A 19688-nucleotide genomic window follows, 5' to 3' on the forward strand; every position below is an offset into this window, starting at 1 on the left:
TCGACAGAAAGCACATCCATGCCCTCTGCACGTCTCACCCTCGACCCCGCGTTCGCGATCGGGTCGATCCGCCGCCAGATCTTCGGCGGGTTCGTCGAGCATCTCGGCCGGCACGTCTACGACGGCATCTACGAACCCGGCCATCCCACCGCGGATGCGGACGGGTTCCGCCAGGACGTCATCGAACTGGTGAAGGAGCTCGGCGTCGACACCATCCGCTATCCCGGGGGCAACTTCGTCTCCGGCTTCCGCTGGGAGGACTCGGTCGGTCCCCGCGAACAGCGTCCGCGCCGGCTCGACCTGGCCTGGCATTCCACGGAGACCAACGAGGTCGGGCTGCACGAGTTCTCCTCGTGGTTGGAGAAGGTCGGCAGCGACCTGATGATGGCGGTCAATCTCGGTACCCGCGGCACGCTCGAAGCGCTCGATCTGCTCGAGTACTCCAACATCCGCTCGGGCACGGCGCTCAGCGAGCGGCGGATCGCCAACGGGCGCGCGGAGCCCTTCGACGTGCGGATGTGGTGCCTCGGCAACGAGATGGACGGACCCTGGCAGCTCGGCCACCGCTCGGCCGACGACTACGGCAAGATCGCGTCGCAGACCGCGAAGGGGATGCGCCAGCTCGATCCGGATATCCGGCTCGTGGTGTGCGGCTCGTCCAGTGCCCACATGCCGACCTTCGGCGAGTGGGAGCGCGTCGTGCTCACGCACACCTACGACGACGTCGATCTCATCTCATGCCATGCGTACTACGAGGAGCGCGGCGGAGATCTCGGCAGCTTCCTCGCATCCGCGGTCGACATGGACGGTTTCATCGAGACAGTCGTCGCCACGGCGGACCACGTGGGAGCAGTGCGCGGCTCGAGCAAGCGCATCGACATCTCGTTCGACGAATGGAACGTCTGGTACATCGACCGCTTCCACGGCGTCGACAAGATCACCGGCATTGACAACTGGCCGATCGCCCCCCGCCTGCTCGAGGACATCTACTCGGTGGCGGATGCGGTCGTCTTCGGCAACCTGATGATCTCGCTCCTCAAGCACGCCGACCGTGTCGCGAGCGCCTCGCTCGCGCAGCTCGTGAACGTGATCGCCCCGATCATGACCGAGCCCGGCGGTATCGCCTGGCGCCAGAGCACGTTCTACCCGTTCTCGATCACCTCTCGGCTCGCGCGGGGCGAAGCGCTGCGCCTGAAGCTCGACGCACCCACGTACCTGACCGAGGCGTACGGCGAGGTTCCGCTCGTCGATGCCGTGGCGACGCACGATGCGGACAGTGGGCGCAGCGCCGTGTTCCTGGTCAACCGCTCGACGACCGAGGCGATCGAGGTCACCGTGGACGTCTCCGCGCTGGGCGAGGTCTCGCTCCTCGAGACGCACACACTGTCGGACACGGACGTGTACGCGAAGAACACGCTCGAGGACCCCGAGCGCGTCGCGCCTCGCGCGAACGACACCGCCGCAATCGCCGACGGTGTGCTGACGGTTTCACTGCCGCCGGTCTCGTGGAGCGCGCTCGCCCTCGGCTGACGCTTCCCGCCCTGGGGGGCGGAGAAGAGGCGGCGAGGGGAGACAGCGCGGCAGGCACCTCCTCCGCTCGCCGCGCTCCTCCCCTCGCCGCCGGGTGCTCAGGCGTCGATGCCCACCGAGAACGACAGCCGCTCGATCTCCTCCGCGGTGAGCTCCAGATCGGCCGCCTTGGCGCTGTCGGTGATGGATGCGGCACGCCGCGCGCCCGGGATCGGGATCACGGTGGCTGCGAGGGCGAGCTCCCAGGCGAGCACCACCTGCTGCGGGCTGACGCCGTGCGCCTCGCCGACCTCGGCGAACACGCGGAAGCGCTCGCCGACCGAGCGTCCGCCGCCACCGGTGCCGCCGAGCGGGCTCCAGGGGAGGAACGCGAGCCCCGCATCCGCGCAGTAGGTCAGCTCCTTGTAGCTGCCGGGGTGGCGCGGCGAGAACTCGTTCTGCACGCTCACGAGCGCGTCGCCGAGCACCTCCTGAGCGATCTGGATCTCCTCGATGCTCGCGTTCGAGATGCCGAGGGCTCGCACCTTGCCCTCGTCGTGCAGCGTCTTGAGGTTCTGCATGATCTCGCCGTAGACGATCCAGCGGTCGGGGCGGTGGTACTGGTACAGGTCGATGACGTCAGTTCCGAGTCGTCGCAGCGATGACTCGACCGCGCCGCGGAGGTAGGGCAGCGACCCGTCGCGGCCGAAGTCCTTCTCCTCGGTGCGGGTGATGCCGCCCTTGGTCGTCACCACGATCGACGATCTGTCGCCGCCCCAGGACGCGAGGGCCTCCGCCACGAGCTCTTCGTTGTGCCCCATCGCGTCCCAGCTCGGGGCGTAGATGTCGGCCGTATCGATGAGTGTCACGCCGGCATCGAGAGCCGCGTGCACGGTCGCGATCGCGGAGGCGCGGTCGGGGAGCTCGTTGTCGTTGTTCATCGACAGAGGCATGGCTCCGAGTCCGATGGCCGAGACGGAGAACGGGCCGAGGGTGCGCTGCTTCATGGGTCTCCTTCGACAGGGGGTGTGCTCTCCAGACTGGCACGACCGCATCCGGGAACGCGCTTCCGGTCGTGATCCGGATCATCGTGCGAGAATGTCATCCGGCGTGCCCGTGTCGCCGGCTCTCTGACAGCTCCGCCGGGCCCCAGGACAGCGTCCGCCGTGTGTCGAAGGAGCTGAATGTCCACCGCATCCGTGCCCTCATCCCGTATCGCCCAGCGCCGCAGCTACCTGATGTGCCGTCCCGAGCACTTCACGGTCAGCTACTCCATCAATCCGTGGATGCGGCCCGCCGACCCGACCGACACGGCCAAGGCCGTTGCGCAGTGGCAGACGCTGCACGACGCCTACGTCGCGCTCGGCCACGAGGTGCGCCTCATCGATGGCGTGCCCGGCCTTCCCGACATGGTCTACACGGCCAACGGCGGCTTCGTCATCGACGGTATCGCGTACGGCCCGAAGTTCCGCTTCGCCGAGCGCGCCGACGAGGCCGAGCCCTTCATGGACTGGTTCGACGCCAACGGGTTCCGCGTCGCCCGCCCCGAGGAGGTCAACGAGGGCGAGGGTGACTTCCTGCTGGTCGGCAACACGATCCTCGCCGGCACCGGCTTCCGCTCCACCGGCGACAGTCACCGCGAGGTCGGAGAGGTGTTCGGGCGCGAGGTCGTCTCGCTGACGCTCGTGGACCCGCGCTTCTACCACCTCGACACCGCGATCGCGGTACTCGATCCGGTCGAAGGCCCGGGCGGCGTCGAGAAGGCCAACATCGCCTACCTCCCCGGCGCGTTCGACGAGCAGAGCCAGAAGGTCCTCGCCGAGCGCTACCCCGACGCCATCCGCGTCTCGGATGCGGACGGCGACGTCTTCGGGCTCAACTCCGCCAGCGACGGCTACAACGTGTTCATCTCGCCCCGCGCGAAGGGCTTCGAGACGCAGCTGCGCGAACGCGGCTACAACCCCGTGCTGATCGATCTGTCCGAACTGCTGCTGGGCGGCGGCGGCATCAAGTGCTGCACGCTCGAACTGCGCCGGTGACCTCGGTGAAGGAGACCGACATGTCCGTGCTCGACACCACCACGAGCGACATCATCACGGCCGAGGACGCGCACCTCGCCCACAACTACCACCCGCTGCCGGTCGTCATCTCGCGCGGCGAGGGCTCGTGGGTCACCGACGTCGAGGGCAAGCGGTACCTCGACCTGCTGTCGGCGTACTCGGCCCTCAACTTCGGGCACCTGCATCCGGCGATCGTGGCGGTCGCGCAGGAGCAGCTGACGCGCCTCACTCTCACCAGCCGGGCGTACCACAACGACCAGCTCGGGGTCTTCGCGGCGGCGCTTGCGGAGCTCTGCGGCAAGGACCTCGTGCTGCCCATGAACACGGGAGCCGAGGCGGTCGAGACCGCCATCAAGGTCGCCCGCGCGTGGGCGTACCGGGTGAAGGGCGTGCCTGCGGGAGCTGCCGAGATCGTCGTCGCGGGCGGCAACTTCCACGGGCGAACGACGACCATCGTCGGCTTCAGCGACGACCCCGAGGCGCGCGGAGACTTCGGGCCGTTCACCCCCGGTTTCGTCGCGGTGCCTTTCGGCGACGCGGCCGCGCTCGAGGCGGCCATCACCGACCACACCGCCGCCGTGCTGATCGAGCCGATCCAGGGCGAGGCCGGTGTCATCGTGCCCCCCGCGGGTTACCTCGCCGCCGTGCGCGAGATCTGCACCCGCCGCGGGGTGCTGTTCATCGCCGACGAGATCCAGTCCGGTCTCGGGCGCACCGGCTACACGTTCGCGTGCGAGCGCGAGGGTGTCGTGCCCGACATGTACGTGCTCGGCAAGGCGCTCGGCGGCGGCATCCTTCCCGTGTCCGCCGTCGCGGCCGACGCGGCCGTGCTGGGTGTCATCCGTCCGGGCGAGCACGGCTCGACCTTCGGCGGCAACCCGCTGGCCGCGGCGGTGGGCCACCGCGTGGTCGAGATGCTCGCCACGGGTGAGTTCCAGCAGCGCGCGAAGGCCCTCGGCGAGCACCTCGAGATGCGGCTGAACGACCTCGTCGGTCACGGCGTGACGGCGGTGCGCGTCGCGGGACTCTGGGCCGGCGTGGACATCGACCCCGCGCAGGGCACCGCGCGCGAGGTCGCCGAGCGACTGCTCGGGCGCGGCGTGCTCGTGAAGGACACCCACGGTCAGACCATCCGCATCGCACCGCCGCTCGTGGTGCGCGCGACGGAGCTGGACTGGGCGATCGAGCAGCTGAAGCTCGTCCTCACCGCCTGACGCGCGGGCACGGGGACGCGCGATCCCCTGGGGCGCGCGACCTGTGCTCGCACGCGCCCGTGAGTTCATGCACAGGGTGCGCTGTGCACCCCTGCGTGTCTCACTTGTGCACGTTGGAGGGGCGTGAATCGTGCACGGGTGAGACACGGATGTGCGCGCGGCCCTGCGTGTCTCGGTTGTGCAGGATTCGGGGGCGCTGGGCGTGCATAAGTGAGACACGGATGCGGGTGTGGGGTGCGCGCGGCGCTGCGTGTCTCGGTTGTGCAGGATTCGGGGGCGTTGGGCGTGCATGAGTGAGACACGGATGCGCCGGGGCACGATGGGACGCGCGGGCGCGGGTTCCACGCAGTGGAAACGGACCATAGCCAGGGCGGGACGCATCCGCGATGATGGGGGCATGGCGATGGCGCTGGAGGGTACGTCCGACGACGGCGCGCGCTCTCTGATCGACCGGGCCTTCGCCATCCTCGGCACCTTCCAGGGCGGGCGCGTGCGGCAGTCCCTCTCCGACATCTCCCGCCGTACCGGGCTACCGATCGCGACCTGTCACCGCATCGTGAAGCGTCTCACCGAGTGGGGCGCGCTGGAGCGCGACGGCGACGGGCGCTACAACATCGGGTTGCGGCTCTGGGAGACGGCGTCGCTCGCGCCGCGGTCGGTCGGGCTGCAGCGGCTCGCCCGGCCCTACCTGCTCGACCTATACGAGACGACGGGCTACGCGGCGCACCTCGCGATCCGCGAGGGGCTGGAGCTCGTCTCGATCGAGCTGCTGCAGAGCCCCCGGCGCCAGGCCCCGAGGCCCCGCGTCGGAAACAGGTATCCCCTGCACGCGACCGCGATCGGCCTCGTGCTCCTCGCGCACGCTCCTGAGGAGGTGCGGGAGGAGGTCCTCTCGCGCCCGCTCACCGCATTCACCTCGCGCACCTACACCGACCCGGTCCTGCTCGAGCGCCTGCTCGCCGACATCCGCCGCAGCGGCTACGCCGTCAGCGACCGGCAGGTGGACAACGTGCACATCAGCGTGGCCGCCCCCGTCTACGCCGCAGACGGCTCCGTCGTCGCCGCCTGTTCGCTGGCTCTGACCGAGCAGGATGTGGACGGCAAGAACATGATCCACCTCGTGCGTCTGACGGCGACCTCCATCTCCCGTCAGCTCGCCGCCGCCGGATACGCCCGCCCGGAGACCTGACCCTCAGCGCGTGAAAGCACTGAGACCGGTGACGGCGCGCCCCACGATTAGGGCATTCATCTCCCGCGTCCCCTCGAACGTGTAGAGCGCCTCGGCGTCGGCGAAGAAGCGGGCGACGTCGTTGTCGACGCGGATGCCCTCGGCGCCGCAGATCTCCCGAGCAAGGGCGACCGTCTCGCGGGCGTGGTCGGCGGCCCAGCCCTTCACGAGCGCCGCCTGCATCTCGTCCGCGCCGCCGTTGTGGCGGGCGTCGGTGATGGCGACGGCCAGCGCGAGTGTCGCGGTCGCGTTGCCCAGCATCCGCGACAGCTTCTCCTGCACGAGCTGGAAGCCGGCGATCGGCCGCCCGAACTGCCGCCGGCGCATCGCGTACGCCAGCGCCGCCTCGTACGCCCCGATCTGGAGCCCTGCCGCATTCCACGCGACGACGAACCGCAGGTCGGCGAGGATCGCGGCGAGATCGGCGAACGAGTCGATGCGCTGCAGTCGGTCGCGCTCGGGCACACGCACGTCGCGCAGCTCGATGTCGCCGTTGCGCACCATCCGCAGCGCGATCTTGCCCGTCACGTCGCGCACCGTCACGCCCCCGGCCTCCCGCGGCACGAGGAACGCCTTCACCCGATCGTCGGCGGTGTCGCGGGCGACCACGACGATCACCTCCGACAGCGCCGCGTTGCCGATCCACCGCTTGTGCCCATGGATGCGCCACGTGTCGCCCTCGCGGGTCGCCGTGGTCTCGAGCCCACCGGCCACGTCGGAGCCGTGGTCGGGCTCGGTGAGCGCGAAGCATCCGGTGAGAGCGAACGAACGGATGCGGGGATCCCACCGTTCGACCTGCTCGGGGGAGCCGCCCCGGCGTACGAGCGTGCGGAACATGCCGACCTGCCCGCCGTAGAGGGTGCCGATCGACATGTCGAAGCGGGCGAGCTCGAGGTGGCGGAAGCCCACGTACAGCGGCCGCGGCTCGCCGTCTGCGCCGAGGATCGCGGGATCGTCCTCGAGATGCAGCGCCGCGATCTCCTGGCGGAGGTGAGCGGGGCAGTGCGCGTCCTCCCACCAGGTGGCCAGGTGCGGTCGGGCGCTGCGCTCCAGCAGCTCCCGCAACGCGGTGAGCTTGGCTGCTTCGGCGTCCGTGAGCCGCCCGGCGTAGCCGAAGACGTCGGTGGGTGCCGCCGTCACGACAGTCCCAGCAGCCGTGCCGCGTTCTGCTTGACGATCATCTCGTGCACGTCCGCGGGGAGATCGAGCGTCTGCACGTCGTTCAGCCACCGGTCGGGGGTGAGGGCGGGCATGTCGGAGCCGAAGAGCATCTTGTGCTTCAGATACGTGCGCGCCGCCCGCACGAGCGCGGGCGAGAAGTACTTCGGCGACCAGCCGGACAGATCGATCCACGTGTTGAGCTTGTGGGTGGCGATCGAGAGCGCCTCGTCCTGCCAGGGCACGCTCGGGTGGGCCATGATCACCTGCAGATCAGGGTGCCGGGCAGCGACGTCGTCCAGGAGCATCGGGTTCGACAGCGACAGTCGGAACCCCCATCCGCCGGGGGTGCCGGCGCCGGCGCCGGTCTGCCCGGTGTGCACGATGATCGGCACGCCGAGCTCCTCGATCGTCGACCAGAGCGGATCGAACTCGTCCGCGGACGGGTCGAAGCCCTGCACCGAGGGGTGGAACTTGAAGCCGCGCACGCCCAGCTCGCCGACCTGGCGGCGGGCCTCCTCGACCGCCGCCTCGCCCTGGAGCGGGTCGACGCTGCCGAACGGGATCAGTACGTCGGCGTTGCGGTGCGCGCCCGCGGCAAGATCGTCGATGCTGTTCGGCGCGTGGCCCAGGTTGGTCGTCGCGTCGACGGTGAACACGACCGCAGCCATCTTGCGCTCGCGGTAGTAGTGCGCCGTCGCATCCACCGTGCGAGGCGGCTCGCTGCTGCCGAAGTACGCCGCCATGGCGGCGGTCAGGGCGGGCGGCGACGCGGTGCGTCCGCTGTCGTCGATCTGCACGTGGACGTGCACGTCGATCGCGGAGACGGCGTTCAGATCGATGGTCATCGTGCTCCCTGCATCCGTTCTGCCTGTTCGGCGGCGGCGTCGGCCTTGACGCGCGCGAGTTCGATCTTGCCGGTCTGGCTGCGCGCGAGCGTCGGGCGCACGAAGACCTGACGGGGCTTCTTGTATCCGGCGAGGCGCTCGTCGAGGTACGCCGCGAGGGCGTCGAGGTCGACCACGGCCCCGGCGACGGGAACGATCATGGCCGAGACCACCTCACCGAACCGCGGATGCGGCAGGCCGAACACGACGGCGTCGTCGATGTCGGGGTGCGTCAGCAGCTGCTCCTCCACCTCGGCGGGGAAGACCTTCTCGCCGCCCGTGTTGACCACGGCGCTGAGTCGGCCGAGGAGCTCGATCGAGCCGTCGCCGCGCGCCAGAGCCCAGTCGCCGGGCATCACATAGCGGTGCTCGCCGATGGTCGGGAAGGTGCGCGCGGTTTTCTCGGGGTCGCCGTAGTAGCCGCGGGGGAGGACCCCGCGGAAGGCGAGGATGCCGCGCGCCCCTGCAACCGGCGGGATCTCGGTCAGATCCTCGTCCAAGAGCACGGTGCCCGGAGTCAGCATGAGCTTGGCGGGCAGATCCTCGGCCGTTCGGGTGATGCCGAACGCGAACGGACCGCCCTCGCTGGAGGCGAGAAGATCGACGATCATGACGTCGCCCTGCGCGTGCAATCGGCGCTTGACCTCGTCGCTGAAGCGCATCCCCGAGCTCATGATCGAGTCGATGCGGCCGAGGCCCCGCCCGTCGGACTCGACGGCCTCGACGAAGGGCAGCGCGACCGCGTCCCCGGCGACGACGAGACGGGTCACGCCGTGCTGATGCACGAGAGCGAGGGCGTCGGAGACGTCCAGGTGGGCATCTTCGAGCAGCACGATCGTGCCGCCGAGGGCCAGGGTGCCCATCGTCGTGGACTGCGCGGTGCCGTGCAGCATGGGCGGCAGAGGCAGCGTCACCACGCGCGGGGTGGCGGGGTCGGTCGCGATGCGCGTCGCCTCGTCGAGGTCGTCCGGCGGCTCGATCCCGATGACGCCCCACGTCGACTGGCGGCGTGCCTGCAGCAGGGTGTCCATCTCCCACACGACGGCCTTGGGGGCGCCGGTCGTGCCGCCCGTGTAGAGCCGCAGGTCCGCGCCGCGGGGTGCGGCCAGGGGGATCTCGCCTCCCGCCGCGACGATCGTGTCGTAGTCCTCGGCGCCGGGGATGGATGCGGCGGCGTCACCGTCTGCGACGGCGATCAACGACACGGCGGGGTCGAGTCCCGCCACGGCCTCGGCGGCGACGGTCGCGAGAGAGGTCGGTGCGATGAGCACCTTCGCGTCGCAGTCCTCCAGCAGGGCGCGCACCTCGCCCGCCCGGTAGCGGTAGTTGATCGCGACGGGCGAGGCTCCGACGGCGAGGCACGCCCAGAAGAAGGTGAGGTACTCGGCCCGGTTGTACAGCAGCAGTGCGGCGGCATCGCCGAGTCCGACGCCGTTCTCGCGCAGGTGCCGGGCGAGAGCACCGGCCTCCGCGGCGAAGCGCGCGTAGCTGAGGCGCCGTGTCGGGGTGACGATGGCGGTGCGGTCGGGATCGGCCCGGGCGATCCGCGCCCACAGATCGCTGTAGTGGATGCCACTCACGCGTTCTCCTTTCGCGACGGCGGCCCCGAGGGCTGCGCCTGCGCGGCGAAGCGATCGGTCCAGGCGGCGTCGATCTCCTCCGCGCTCCACCCGCCGTCACGGTGGTCGGTGTCGAGCACCTGCGGGTGGGCGTAGAGAGTGAGCCGGTCACCGCCGATTCCGATGGCCTGTCCCGTCACCTCGGCCGCCCGATCGGAGGCGAGCCACACCACCAGCGGCGCCACGTCGTCGGGGGTGCCCAGCGCCTTCTCGCGGCGGAGCTCCGGCGGAACCGGGAGGCCCGCGAGGTGGTCCTCCCACGCCTGCGCGTAGGCGGGGATCGTCGCTGTCATGGGGGAGAGCGCCGTCGGCACGACGGCGTTGACGGTGATCTCGGCACGGGCGAGCTCGAGCGACCAGGTGCGCGCCATCGCGACGATCCCCGCCTTCACGGCCGCGTAGTTCGTCTGGCCGAAGCTGCCGAACTGGCCGGCCGGGGACCCGATGAGGATGATGCGCCCGCCCTCGCCCTGCTCGCGCAGGAAGGATGCGGCGGCTCGGCCGCACGTGAAGGTGCCGCGCAGGTGCGTCTCGACGACGAGGTCGAACTCCTCGTCGCTCATCTTCCACAGCACCCGGTCGCGCAGCACCCCGGCATTGGCGACGAGGATGTCGAGCCGGCCGAAGGCGTCCACGGCGGCACGGACGAGCTGCTCGGCGGCTGCCGTCGTACCGACTGCGGCCACGGCTGCCGTGGCGGCCCCGCCCGCGGCGCGGATCTCCTCGACCACGGCGTCGGCCGATGCCGCATCCACGTCGTTGACGACGACCGCGGCTCCCGCGGCCGCGAGGGCGAGCGCGTAGGCCCGGCCGAGGCTGCGCCCCGCTCCCGTGACGATCGCGACCCGGCCGTCGAGTCGGATGCTGCTCACCGGAAGTGCCTCAGGATCAGTTCGGCGACGACTCCCGGTTTCGCAGACCCCTCGACCTCGAAGGTGAGCGCGAGCGTGACCTGCAGCGCGTCGCCGCGGTCCTCGACCTCGGCGATCCGACCGGTGAGGCGGATGCGTCCGCCCGACGGCGTCGGGGCCGGGAAGCGGATGCGGTCGAAGCCGTAGACGATGCCGGCGCTCGCGCCGCTCACGCGGTAGATCTCCCGCAGGGGGAGCACGACCATGCTGAGGGTCAGCATGCCGTGCGCGATGCGTCCGCCGAACGGCGATGCGGCCGCGGCGGCCTCGTCGACGTGCAGCGGGTTGTCGTCGCCGGTCAGATCCGCGTAGACGTCGATGTCGTCCTGCGTGATCGGGTACCAGGAGGACGGGCCCAGCTCTCTTCCGCGGGCGGCGGGGAGTTCTTCGATCGCAATGGCGTCGGTCGTCATCGGGTCTCCTCTTCTCTGATGCGTCGGGGGATGATGATGGCCCGACCGGTGATCTCGCCCCGCGCGAGTGCCGCGTAGGCGGCGTCCGCGTCCTCGAGGTCGAAACGGCGGGTCACGAGTCGGTCGGTGTCGAAGGCGCCGTCGGCCGCGAGGCGGACGACGGCGGGAAGGTCCTCGCGGGTGCGGGCGCCGAACGAGCCGACGATCTGCTGGCCGCGACGCACGAGGGGGGTGATCTCCACCTGCGCCCGGGTTCCGGCGGCGGCGATGCCGATCGCGACGAGCCGCGCGCCGTCGCCGAGCATGCCGAGCCCCTGCTCCAGGGTCTCGGCGCGTCCCAGTGCCTCGAACACCACGTCGACGCCGCCCGAGCGGGCGCGCACGGCCTCGACCGGGTCCTCCGACGACGCATCGACGGTGGCGGTCGCGCCGAGCTCGCGGGCGCTGCGCAGTTTGTCCGCCGCGATGTCGACCGCGATGACCTCGCGCGCGCCGGCGGCGAGGCACAGCGGGATGAGGCTCGAGCCGATCCCCCCGACGCCGATGATCGCGACGGTCGTCCCTTCGGCCACCTCGCCGGCGCGGAAGACGGCGCCGTAGGAGGTGAGCCCCGCGCAGCCGAGGATGCAGGAGGTCTCGGGATCGAGGCCGGGGGAGAGGACTGCGAGCGCCGAGATCGGGACGACGCAGTACTCGGCGAGCCCGCCCATCGAGTACATCGCGAGGAACGACCCGTCCGGCATCCGAAGTCTGCTGCGGCTGTCGAACAGGGTCCCCTCCAGTCGATTGCGCCGGAAGAACTGCTCGCACAGGTCGTCGCGGCCGCGCAGGCACGCCCTGCAGGTGCGGCAGGGCATGATGAACCCGGCCACGACGGTGTCGCCGATCTCGAACGACGTGTCGCTGCCGGCGCCGATGGCCACGATCCGCCCGCTCACCTCGTGCCCCATGACCGCGGGGCGCGGGAAGGCGACCTCGCCCTTGATCACGTGCAGGTCGGTGTGGCAGACGCCGCACGCGATCACCTCGAGCAGCACCTCGTCGGGCCCGGGTTCCGGGACGGCGATCGTCATCATCCGCATCGCGGCGCGCTCGTCCGCCAGCACCGCTGCCCGCATCGTCGCGGGGATGGGAGTCAACACGGATCGTCCTCGTTCCTGTGGTCTCCCAGCATCCTGTCCGCTGCCCTCCGGACGAGCACGCACCCTTCCGTGGAGTGAAAACCAGCCTCCGAGCGAGGCGAGCGCGCGTGTCATCCTGACCGCCGCGCAACTGGCGCGACGAAGGGAGAGCGAGATGGCACCGCAGGAAGCGCTGCTGGATCCGACCGGGATGAGCGCGGGCGCCGACGACGGCACGCTCGCCGCTCGTCCGGTGAGCCTGCGAGGACTCCGGGTCGGGCTGCTGGACAACACGAAGCCGAACGCCACGATGCTGCTGGAGGAGATCGCCGCGATCCTCCAGCGCGAGCATGCCGCGGGCGAGGCCACGCTGTACACCAAGGACTACTTCGGGACCCCCCTGTCCGAACCGCTGCTGGAGCGCATCGCGGCGGAGAACGACATCGTGATCACCGCGGTCGGCGACTGCGGCAGCTGCTCGGCGGCGACCGTCGCCGACGGGATCATGTTCGAACGCGCGGGAGTGCCGACGGTGTCGATCACCTCGGACTCGTTCTTCATGTCTGGTCGCGCCATGGCCTCGGTGCAAGGCTTCCCGGGGTTCGAGTTCACCGCCGTCGCGCATCCGATGGCGAGTCTGACGGAGACCGAGGTGCGCGAGCGCGCGGCCGCGGTCATGCCCGAGGTCCTGCGGATCCTGGGCGTGGAGGAGGGATGACGATGACGCTTCTGACGGACGAGACGCCCACGGTCGACGCCGACCGCGTGCGCGAGCTGGTCGAGTACTACTACGAGAACGACTGGACCGACGGCCTGCCCGTGGTGCCGGTCACCGAGACGCTCCTCGAGGAGTTCCTCGCCGCCACGGATCGGGGCGCGGACGAGGTGCTGTTCACGATCTCGCACCTCAACCGCTCGATGACGGTGCGGCTGGCGGCGATCAACGCGGCCATGGCCGGATGTCGGGCGGACTACTTCCCGACCGTGATCGCGGCGTGGGAGGCCATCGCGAAGGAGCCGCATCCGGCTCGCGGGATCTGGCAGTCGACGACCGGCACGGCGCCCATGCTCGTCGTCAACGGGCCCGTCCGCGAGCGGATCGGGCTCAACGGACGCGGCAACGTCTTCGGATCGGGCTTCCGCGCCAACGCCACGATCGGGCGCGCGATCCGACTCGGATGCATCAACGTGTTCGGCCTGCATCCGCACAAGCTCGACCAGGCGACGCAGGGGACTCCCGCGAAGTACTCGGCGTGCATCGCCGAGAACGAGGAGCAGAGCCCGTGGGAGCCGCTGCACGTCGAGCACGGCTTCGCCCCTGGCGACGACGTCGTGACAGCGTTCGTCATCCGCTCGGTCGTGCACATCGAGGCGCGGCACACGCAGGAGCCCGAGCAGCTGGCGCGGGACCTGATCGACACGATCGCCCGCACGGGTGCGCTCATCCACGAGTACACGAGCGCGCTGCTCGTGCTCACGCCCGAGCATGCGCAGGTGTTCGCCCGTGCCGGCTGGAGCAAGGACGATCTGCGCACCTTCGTGTTCGAGAACGCCCGTCGCACCCGCGCGGAGCTCGCCGCCGTCGGCAAGGACGCGCTGTCGCACAAGACGCGCTGGCGGTTGCCGAGCACCCACCCCGACTCGATGCCCGACACGGCGAGCGCCGGCGACGAACCCGAGGCGGTCGCATCTCTGCACAGCCCCAGCTCGGTGCAGATCATGGTCGCCGGCGCCGACAACGCGGGCGTCTCGGCGGTCGTGGAGATCTTCACCCTGAACCCGCCGCGCGAGATCCCCTTCTCGCAGAGCCGGATCGGCGGCGAGCGATGAGCGCCGCGACCTCGGTCGACGAGGCCCTCGCCCCCTTCGGGGAGATGATGGGCGCCGACGGGTACCTGCTCAGCTGGGAGCCCTCCGGTGACGATCGGATCGTCGTGCGCATCGCGGCGGGAGAGGGCGCCTGTGCGGATTGCCTCGTGCCGCTGAGCGTCATGGAGGCGATCATGGGCCAGGCGCTCGCGCCGACCGCGTACGAACTGGATCACGTCGTGCTGCCCGAGGGCGCCGCGCACTGAGCGGGCCGCGATCATGCACCTCACCGATGAGGAGAAGCGCATGCGCGACGGCGTCGAGGGCGACGCCGTCGCGGTCGCGATGGACCTGCTGATCCGCTACGGCGACGCGCTCCAGGCGGAGCGTCTGGTCGCCACCCGCAACGTCGCCGGCACCATGACCCAGCCCTCGCCCGCCAAGGCGAAGCTGGTGGCCGAGGGCGGCTGGGCCAAGGCGTTCGCCGTCATGAACCTCGACAGCGACCGGGAGCTCGAGATCCCCTCGATGCGCGTGCCCACCTGTCAGCTGCAGCACGGTTTCGGCGCAGACGCCGAAGGGCTCACCCGCTACCCGGCCGACAGCATCCGGCTGCAGGAGGATGCGGAGTCGTACTTCACCGAGCGGGGCGTGCGGGTGCTGGGCACCTGCACGCCCTACCAGGTGGGGAACCTTCCCGTCCTCGGCGAGCACTGCGCCTGGATGGAGTCCTCCGCCGTCGTCTACGCGAACTCCGTCCTGGGGGCGCGCACCAACTGCGAGGGAGCGGCATCCACCGGCGCCGCGTCGCTGACCGGCCGCATCCCGTACTGGGGCAACCATCTGCCCGCGAACCGTCTCGCCACCCACCTCGTGCGGGCCGAGACGCCCGTGGAGGGATTCCGAGAGTGGGGGCTGCTCGGCTACTTCGTGGGCGAGCTCGTCCAGGAGGCGAGACCGGCGGTCGTCGGCTCGCTCGCGCCGGCATCGGATGCGGACCTCAAGCACTTCGGTGCGGCCACCGCGACCTCGGGCGGTGTGGAGCTGTACCACCTGCCCGGTGTCACGCCGGAGGCGCCGACCCTGGAGGCGGCGTTCGGGAGATCCCGGATCCCGGAGGCGGTGACGTACGGCTCGCGGGAGCGGCGGGCGACCTACGAGACGCTCAACGCGCAGGGCGAGAGCACGGAGGTCGACTTCGTGCTGCTCGGCTGCCCGCATGCCTCGCTCGCACAGGTGCAGGAGATCGCGGGGCTCCTCGAGGGGCGTCGGTTGGCCGACGACGTGCAGCTGTGGATCATGCTGCCGCGTGCGCTCGCCGCCGACGCCTTGCGCCAGGGCTGGACGCGCACGATCACCCGCGCCGGAGGGCGGGTGCTGACCGAGTCGTGCCCCGCCATGTCGCGCGCAGCGCCGCCCGGCACCCGCGTGATGGCGACGGACTCTGCCAAGCAGGCCCACTACCTGCCCGCGATCCTCGGCATCGAGGCGTGGTTCGGCACGACGTGGGAGTGCGTGGATGCGGCCGTCACGGGCCGCTGGCGGGGGGAGCTCACGTGATCGAGCTGGTGGGGCGGGGTATCGTGCCCGGACGCGTGCGCGCGCCGGCGCTCGTCACGCGGGAGCCGATCTCCGGCTTCGGGGGTATCGACGTCGCGACCGGCACGGTGATCGAACCGCGGCACGAGCTGTTCGGGCAGTGCTTCACGGGTCGGGTGCTCGTCTTCCCCGGCGCCAAGGGCTCGTCGGGCTGGTCGGGGTTCTTCCAGAGCACGCGGCTCATGGGCACCGCACCCGCAGCCCTCGTCTTCGACGTGATCACGACGAAGGCGGTGCTCGGCGCCATCGTGACGCGGGTGCCCACGGTCGTGCAGGCTGCCCCTGCGCCTGTGGACACGATCCGCACGGGCGACCTCGTGGAGGTCGACGGCGACACCGGTCGGATCGTCGTGATCCGGACCGACGGGGTGGCGGTGCATTCCGGTGAGTGAAAAGGTGGTTGGACCCCGGCGTACTGGTTCGCAGACTCGTCGTGTCGCTCGCAATGGCGTGAGCGGATCATCCCGACACAGGAGTCAGACATGATCACAGCAGTTCGTCGTCCGAAGACCCGCCGTCTGTCGCTGGTCGCAGCGTCGCTCGCGGTGGGCGCGCTCGCGCTCACGGGATGCGGCGGAGGTGCCGCGGAGGAGTCGGGCTCCACGCCCGGTGCCGGCGGGGATCTCGGCTCCATGACGGTGGTCACGTTCCTGCCCCTGGAGTCGTTCAGCTTCGGCCCGGAGATGTTCGCGTACTCGGGCGGCTACTTCGAGAAGCACGGACTCGACGTGACGCTCCAGCCGGTGCAGGGCACGTCCGCCGCGATCCAGTCGCTGCTCGGCGGCGCCACCACCTTGACCCGTGCGAGCACGGTCGACGTGTTCCCGCCGATGGTCGACGGACAGCCGATCCGCGCCGTGGGCACGATGGCGTACAAGTCGAACCTGCGCATGATCTCGGTCGAGGACGACCCGATCACGACCCCCGCCGACATGGAGGGCAAGGTCATCGGCATGGGCTCGATCGGCGGGACGAGCGAGAAGCTCCTGAACCTGACGCTGGACGACGCGGGCATCGCGGAGGACACCGTGACCCGCCAGGCGGTGCCCGTCACGGCGGCGACCCTGGAGGTCGTGCGTCAGGGACAGCTCGACGGCTACATCGTCAGCCTCGACACCTCCCTCGCCATCGGCCAGCAGAACCCGGATGCCGTCGTCGACGACGCCGGACTCGGCGACGCTCCCGACATCCAGACCTGGATCACGACCGAGTCGAACCTCAAGGACGAGAAGAAGGTCGCGCAGATCGAGGCGTTCATGGCCGCCATCCGCGAGGCCGTGCAGGACATGATCGACGATGCGCCGAACGACTTCGCCAACGTGCTGAAGACGCTGCGCGACAGCGGCGACTGGAACTTCCCGGCGCTCGCCGACGACAAGATCGCAGCGGCGGCGCTCGAGGTGTACACGACCCAGACCTGGATCGACGCCGACGGCGGCGTGCCGCTGCTGGAGAACGACCTGGACGCCTGGCAGGCGACCTACGACACCTACGTCAAGGCGGGGATGCTCGAGGGTGGCCAGAACCCGGGCGACTGGATCACGAACGACTACGTGCCCGCCGACTGAGCACGGGAAGGAACGATCATGAGCAACGACACCGTCGTCACGGCTGATCCGCCGCTGACTCAGACCGCGACGCAGCCCCGCCTGCGCATCCGGGGCGTCGGGCGCGACTTCCAGACCCGGGCGGGCGTGACCCACGCCGTGTCGGGTGTCGACCTCGACATCCAGCGCGGCGAGTTCGTCGCCCTGATCGGGCGCTCGGGATGCGGCAAGACGACGCTTCTGCGCATGATCGGAGGCCTGCTCGCGCCGACCGCGGGTTCGATCGAGGTCGACGGGCGCCACCTGTGGCGTGACGGCCGGGTCGAGCCGTCCGCCGTGACCCGGCTCGGGTTCGTGTTCCAGGAGAGCAACCTGTTCCCCTGGTTCTCCGTGCTCGACAACATCGCGCTGCCGTTGAAGCTGCGCGGTGTGGGCAAGACGGAGCGCCGAGTGCGTGCGGCCGAGCTCGCCGACCTCGTGGGGCTGAAGGGCTTCGAGCGTTCGTATCCGCGTGAGCTGTCGGGCGGGATGCGTCAGCGCGCCGCGATCGCGCGCTCGCTGAGCACCGAGCCCGACCTGCTGCTCATGGACGAGCCGTTCGGGGCGCTGGACGCGCTGACGCGCGAGCGGATGAACCTGGAGCTGCAGCGCATCGTCCTGCAGACCAACTCCACGGTCGTCTTCGTGACGCACGACATCCCCGAGGCGGTGTTCCTCGCGGATCGGGTCGTGCACATGACGCCGCGGCCGGGCCGCATCCGACAGATCCTGACCGTTCCGGACGCCAAGCCGCGCGACATCGAGTTGCAGACGACGCCCGGATTCAACGACATCGTGCGCAGCCTTCGCCACGACCTCGACGAGGAGGAATGAGCGCATGACCACCGTGCAAGCACCCCCGGACCAGCCGACCACCACCTCGGTCGTCACCCTCGAACGCCGGCGCGCCCGCGCCCGGACCATGAAGATCCTGCCGTGGATCGTGACCCCGGCCCTCGTGGTCGTGATCATCGGCCTCTGGCAGCTCTACGTCAGCGTCTTCGAGGTGAACCCGTTCGTCTTCCCGCCGCCCGCGGCGGTCGGCGAGGCGTTCGTCGCACTCGTGGCCGACGGCAAGACGTGGGCGGAGGCGGGCGTCACCGTCACCGAGATCCTCGTCGGCTTCGCCGTGGCCGTCGTCCTCGGTGTCGTCGTGGGCGTCGTGCTCGGCAAGCTCCCGTGGCTCGAGGTCAGCATCCGCCCGCTCATCGTCATCGCCCAGGTGGCCCCGAAGGTCGCCTTCGTGCCCCTCTTCGTGATCTGGTTCGGCTTCGGGATCACCTCCAAGATCGTCCTCGCCGCGCTGCTGGCGTTCTTCCCCGTCATGCTCAACGTGCTGCTGGGCGTGCGGTCCGTCGAGCGGGGACAGCGCGAGGTGATGCGCAGCCTCAACGCCTCCAGGGCGCAGACGTTCACGCAGCTCGAGATGCGCAGCCTGCAGCCGTACCTGTTCGCCGGGATGGAGGTCGCGATCGTCCTCGCCACGATCGGCGCCATCGTCGGCGAGTACCTCGGCGGCAGCGTCGGACTCGGCGCGATGGTCGTGCGAGCAATGAACTCGCTGGATGCGGCGCGCACCTTCGCGCTGATCCTGCTGCTCTCGCTGATCGGTCTCGTGCTGTATCTGATCGTCAACGAGGCGAAGCGGTTCTTCATCCCGTGGCACGAGTCGGTCTACGGCCTGCGCGAGAACCTCTGATCCGCACATCCCCGACGCCGCGCCCTCGCCACGGGCGCGGCGTCGGCGCGCGTCGTGGGAAGGTAGCCAGGTGACGCAGGAGGACAGATCGCGCGACCGCATCCAGAGCGTGGAGCGCGCCGTCGCGGTGCTGCGCGCCTTCGGCGGACACGACGCGACCTCGAGCGTGAGCGAGCTGGCGGCGCGCGTGCAGCTGCCGAGGCCCGTCGTGCGCCGCATCCTGCTCACCTTCGAGCACATCGGCTACGTGCGAAACCAGAACGGCCGCTGGGCGCTGACCGCCCGCATCCTCGAGCTCGGCGCGGGCTACTTCGCCGCCTCGTCGCTGCCCGAGATCGCCCAGCCGATCATGGCGGAGATCGTCGCGCAGACGGGCGAGACCTGCAGCATCGGGGAGCTGGACCTGCCCGACGTGATCCACGTCGCACGCGTCGAGGAACGGCGCCCGCTGCCGGATGCGGTGCGGGTGGGCACGCGCCTGCCGGCGCACGCGACGGCGGTGGGGCGCGTGCTGCTGGCGGATCTGCCCGAGGCGGAGCTCGATGCCTACCTGGAGCGCCCGCGTGAGGTGTACACCCCGCTCACGATCGTCGAGACCGATGCACTGCGCGAGCGCCTGCGGCAGGTACGCGTCGACGGCTACGACGTGTCGATCGAGGAGCTGCACCCCGGGATGATCGCGGCCGCCGTACCGATCGTCGTCGCGGGGCGAGCCGTGGCGGGACTCACGGTGTCGTCCACCACGCTGCGCTCGCGGGAGGCGGCGCTGCGCGAAGAGATCGTCCCCGCGCTGCGCGACGCGGCCGGGCGCATCGCCGACGCCTATCGTGCGGCGAATCCCGGCGCGTACCGCACGCCGCCCGCGGCCGGCTGAC

At 70.4% G+C, this 19688-nt stretch carries 20 protein-coding genes; 13 read left to right on the plus strand and 7 right to left on the minus strand.

All coding sequences use genetic code 11. From position 1 onward, the window contains the following. Nucleotides 1-18 precede the first annotated feature (18 nt). On the plus strand, nt 19-1530 hold the full coding sequence (arfA, locus tag PQV94_RS02155) for an arabinosylfuranosidase ArfA (protein ID WP_274287165.1): 1512 nt from the start codon (nt 19-21) through the stop codon (nt 1528-1530). Between the two features lie 98 nt (nt 1531-1628). On the opposite strand, the gene PQV94_RS02160 is transcribed toward arfA, so the two are convergent. Then, entirely contained in the window at nt 1629-2516 is an 888-nt protein-coding gene (locus tag PQV94_RS02160) for an aldo/keto reductase (RefSeq protein ID WP_274287166.1), read from the minus strand. A 177-nt stretch (nt 2517-2693) separates the two neighbouring features. Here PQV94_RS02160 and ddaH point away from each other — a divergent pair, with 177 nt between their 5' ends. From ddaH to PQV94_RS02175, 3 genes are all read left to right on the plus strand, one after another. Next, nucleotides 2694-3548 (plus strand): dimethylargininase, encoded by an 855-nt coding sequence (gene ddaH / locus PQV94_RS02165; RefSeq protein ID WP_274287167.1) that lies wholly within the window; start codon nt 2694-2696, stop codon nt 3546-3548. A gap of 20 nt (nt 3549-3568) precedes the next feature. Further along, on the plus strand, nt 3569-4783 hold the full coding sequence (rocD, locus tag PQV94_RS02170; RefSeq protein ID WP_274287168.1) for an ornithine--oxo-acid transaminase: 1215 nt from the start codon (nt 3569-3571) through the stop codon (nt 4781-4783). Between the two features lie 397 nt (nt 4784-5180). After that, entirely contained in the window at nt 5181-5972 is a 792-nt protein-coding gene (locus tag PQV94_RS02175) for an IclR family transcriptional regulator (protein WP_274287169.1), read from the plus strand. 3 nt (nt 5973-5975) lie between these two features. Here PQV94_RS02175 and PQV94_RS02180 read toward each other — a convergent pair whose 3' ends face one another. The 6 genes from PQV94_RS02180 to PQV94_RS02205 are packed head-to-tail and all read right to left on the minus strand — an operon-like array spanning nt 5976 to nt 12141. Further along, nucleotides 5976-7151 carry an acyl-CoA dehydrogenase family protein gene (locus PQV94_RS02180; RefSeq protein WP_274287170.1) on the minus strand — a complete coding sequence of 392 codons (1176 nt, stop codon included), beginning with the start codon at nt 7149-7151 and terminating at the stop codon, nt 5976-5978. Next, nucleotides 7148-8017, minus strand: coding sequence for an amidohydrolase family protein (locus PQV94_RS02185; protein WP_274287171.1), 870 nt, complete (start codon nt 8015-8017; stop codon nt 7148-7150). Before PQV94_RS02185 ends, PQV94_RS02180 begins: the two co-directional genes overlap by 4 nt. Continuing rightward, complete coding sequence (locus PQV94_RS02190) at nt 8014-9636, minus strand: AMP-binding protein (protein ID WP_274287172.1); 1623 nt, start codon at nt 9634-9636, stop codon at nt 8014-8016. The genes PQV94_RS02185 and PQV94_RS02190 overlap by 4 nt, the downstream gene beginning before the upstream one ends. Beyond that, a complete protein-coding gene (locus PQV94_RS02195; protein WP_274287173.1) occupies nt 9633-10547 on the minus strand; it encodes an SDR family NAD(P)-dependent oxidoreductase in 915 nt (304 codons plus the stop codon). The genes PQV94_RS02190 and PQV94_RS02195 overlap by 4 nt, the downstream gene beginning before the upstream one ends. Next, complete coding sequence (locus PQV94_RS02200) at nt 10544-10999, minus strand: MaoC family dehydratase (RefSeq protein WP_274287174.1); 456 nt, start codon at nt 10997-10999, stop codon at nt 10544-10546. Before PQV94_RS02200 ends, PQV94_RS02195 begins: the two co-directional genes overlap by 4 nt. After that, nucleotides 10996-12141: a zinc-binding dehydrogenase gene (locus PQV94_RS02205; RefSeq protein ID WP_274287175.1), complete on the minus strand. Its 1146-nt coding sequence runs from the start codon at nt 12139-12141 to the stop codon at nt 10996-10998. The genes PQV94_RS02200 and PQV94_RS02205 overlap by 4 nt, the downstream gene beginning before the upstream one ends. 154 nt (nt 12142-12295) lie before the next feature. Here PQV94_RS02205 and PQV94_RS02210 point away from each other — a divergent pair, with 154 nt between their 5' ends. The 9 genes from PQV94_RS02210 to PQV94_RS02250 all read left to right on the plus strand — a co-directional run bounded on the left by PQV94_RS02210 (nt 12296) and on the right by PQV94_RS02250 (nt 19687). After that, nucleotides 12296-12838 carry a UGSC family (seleno)protein gene (locus PQV94_RS02210; protein ID WP_234073747.1) on the plus strand — a complete coding sequence of 181 codons (543 nt, stop codon included), beginning with the start codon at nt 12296-12298 and terminating at the stop codon, nt 12836-12838. Nucleotides 12839-12840: 2 nt separating this feature from the next. After that, a complete protein-coding gene (locus PQV94_RS02215) occupies nt 12841-13950 on the plus strand; it encodes a hypothetical protein (RefSeq protein WP_274287176.1) in 1110 nt (369 codons plus the stop codon). After that, nucleotides 13947-14195: a hypothetical protein gene (locus PQV94_RS02220; RefSeq protein WP_274287177.1), complete on the plus strand. Its 249-nt coding sequence runs from the start codon at nt 13947-13949 to the stop codon at nt 14193-14195. The genes PQV94_RS02215 and PQV94_RS02220 overlap by 4 nt, the downstream gene beginning before the upstream one ends. A gap of 13 nt (nt 14196-14208) precedes the next feature. Next, nucleotides 14209-15489, plus strand: coding sequence for an aconitase X catalytic domain-containing protein (locus PQV94_RS02225; RefSeq protein WP_274287178.1), 1281 nt, complete (start codon nt 14209-14211; stop codon nt 15487-15489). Beyond that, the gene (locus PQV94_RS02230) at nt 15486-15920 is read left to right on the plus strand and encodes an aconitase X swivel domain-containing protein (RefSeq protein WP_274287179.1); all 435 of its coding nucleotides are present in this window, start codon (nt 15486-15488) and stop codon (nt 15918-15920) included. The genes PQV94_RS02225 and PQV94_RS02230 overlap by 4 nt, the downstream gene beginning before the upstream one ends. Nucleotides 15921-16010: 90 nt before the next feature. Continuing rightward, complete coding sequence (locus PQV94_RS02235; RefSeq protein ID WP_274287180.1) at nt 16011-17096, plus strand: ABC transporter substrate-binding protein; 1086 nt, start codon at nt 16011-16013, stop codon at nt 17094-17096. A gap of 18 nt (nt 17097-17114) precedes the next feature. Next, on the plus strand, nt 17115-17948 hold the full coding sequence (locus PQV94_RS02240; RefSeq protein ID WP_274287181.1) for an ABC transporter ATP-binding protein: 834 nt from the start codon (nt 17115-17117) through the stop codon (nt 17946-17948). A gap of 4 nt (nt 17949-17952) precedes the next feature. Next, entirely contained in the window at nt 17953-18813 is an 861-nt protein-coding gene (locus PQV94_RS02245; RefSeq protein WP_274287182.1) for an ABC transporter permease, read from the plus strand. Between the two features lie 70 nt (nt 18814-18883). Next, entirely contained in the window at nt 18884-19687 is an 804-nt protein-coding gene (locus PQV94_RS02250; protein ID WP_274287183.1) for an IclR family transcriptional regulator domain-containing protein, read from the plus strand. Nucleotide 19688 lies beyond the last annotated feature (1 nt).

The sequence above is a fragment of the Microbacterium sp. Clip185 genome, from assembly GCF_028743715.1.
Taxonomy (GTDB): Bacteria; Actinomycetota; Actinomycetes; order Actinomycetales; family Microbacteriaceae; genus Microbacterium.

What these genes read in the sequence shown, in the direction of transcription:
- PQV94_RS02210 (WP_234073747.1), top strand. Translation starts at nt 12,296, where the DNA reads ATGGCACCGCAGGAAGCGCTGCTGGATCCGACCGGGATGAGCGCGGGC.
- arfA (WP_274287165.1), top strand. Translation starts at nt 19, where the DNA reads ATGCCCTCTGCACGTCTCACCCTCGACCCCGCGTTCGCGATCGGGTCG.
- PQV94_RS02160 (WP_274287166.1), bottom strand. Translation starts at nt 2,516, where the DNA reads ATGAAGCAGCGCACCCTCGGCCCGTTCTCCGTCTCGGCCATCGGACTC.
- rocD (WP_274287168.1), top strand. Translation starts at nt 3,569, where the DNA reads ATGTCCGTGCTCGACACCACCACGAGCGACATCATCACGGCCGAGGAC.
- PQV94_RS02220 (WP_274287177.1), top strand. Translation starts at nt 13,947, where the DNA reads ATGAGCGCCGCGACCTCGGTCGACGAGGCCCTCGCCCCCTTCGGGGAG.
- PQV94_RS02215 (WP_274287176.1), top strand. Translation starts at nt 12,841, where the DNA reads ATGACGCTTCTGACGGACGAGACGCCCACGGTCGACGCCGACCGCGTG.
- ddaH (WP_274287167.1), top strand. Translation starts at nt 2,694, where the DNA reads ATGTCCACCGCATCCGTGCCCTCATCCCGTATCGCCCAGCGCCGCAGC.
- PQV94_RS02185 (WP_274287171.1), bottom strand. Translation starts at nt 8,017, where the DNA reads ATGACCATCGATCTGAACGCCGTCTCCGCGATCGACGTGCACGTCCAC.
- PQV94_RS02235 (WP_274287180.1), top strand. Translation starts at nt 16,011, where the DNA reads ATGATCACAGCAGTTCGTCGTCCGAAGACCCGCCGTCTGTCGCTGGTC.
- PQV94_RS02200 (WP_274287174.1), bottom strand. Translation starts at nt 10,999, where the DNA reads ATGACGACCGACGCCATTGCGATCGAAGAACTCCCCGCCGCCCGCGGA.
- PQV94_RS02175 (WP_274287169.1), top strand. Translation starts at nt 5,181, where the DNA reads ATGGCGATGGCGCTGGAGGGTACGTCCGACGACGGCGCGCGCTCTCTG.
- PQV94_RS02225 (WP_274287178.1), top strand. Translation starts at nt 14,209, where the DNA reads ATGCACCTCACCGATGAGGAGAAGCGCATGCGCGACGGCGTCGAGGGC.
- PQV94_RS02245 (WP_274287182.1), top strand. Translation starts at nt 17,953, where the DNA reads ATGACCACCGTGCAAGCACCCCCGGACCAGCCGACCACCACCTCGGTC.
- PQV94_RS02240 (WP_274287181.1), top strand. Translation starts at nt 17,115, where the DNA reads ATGAGCAACGACACCGTCGTCACGGCTGATCCGCCGCTGACTCAGACC.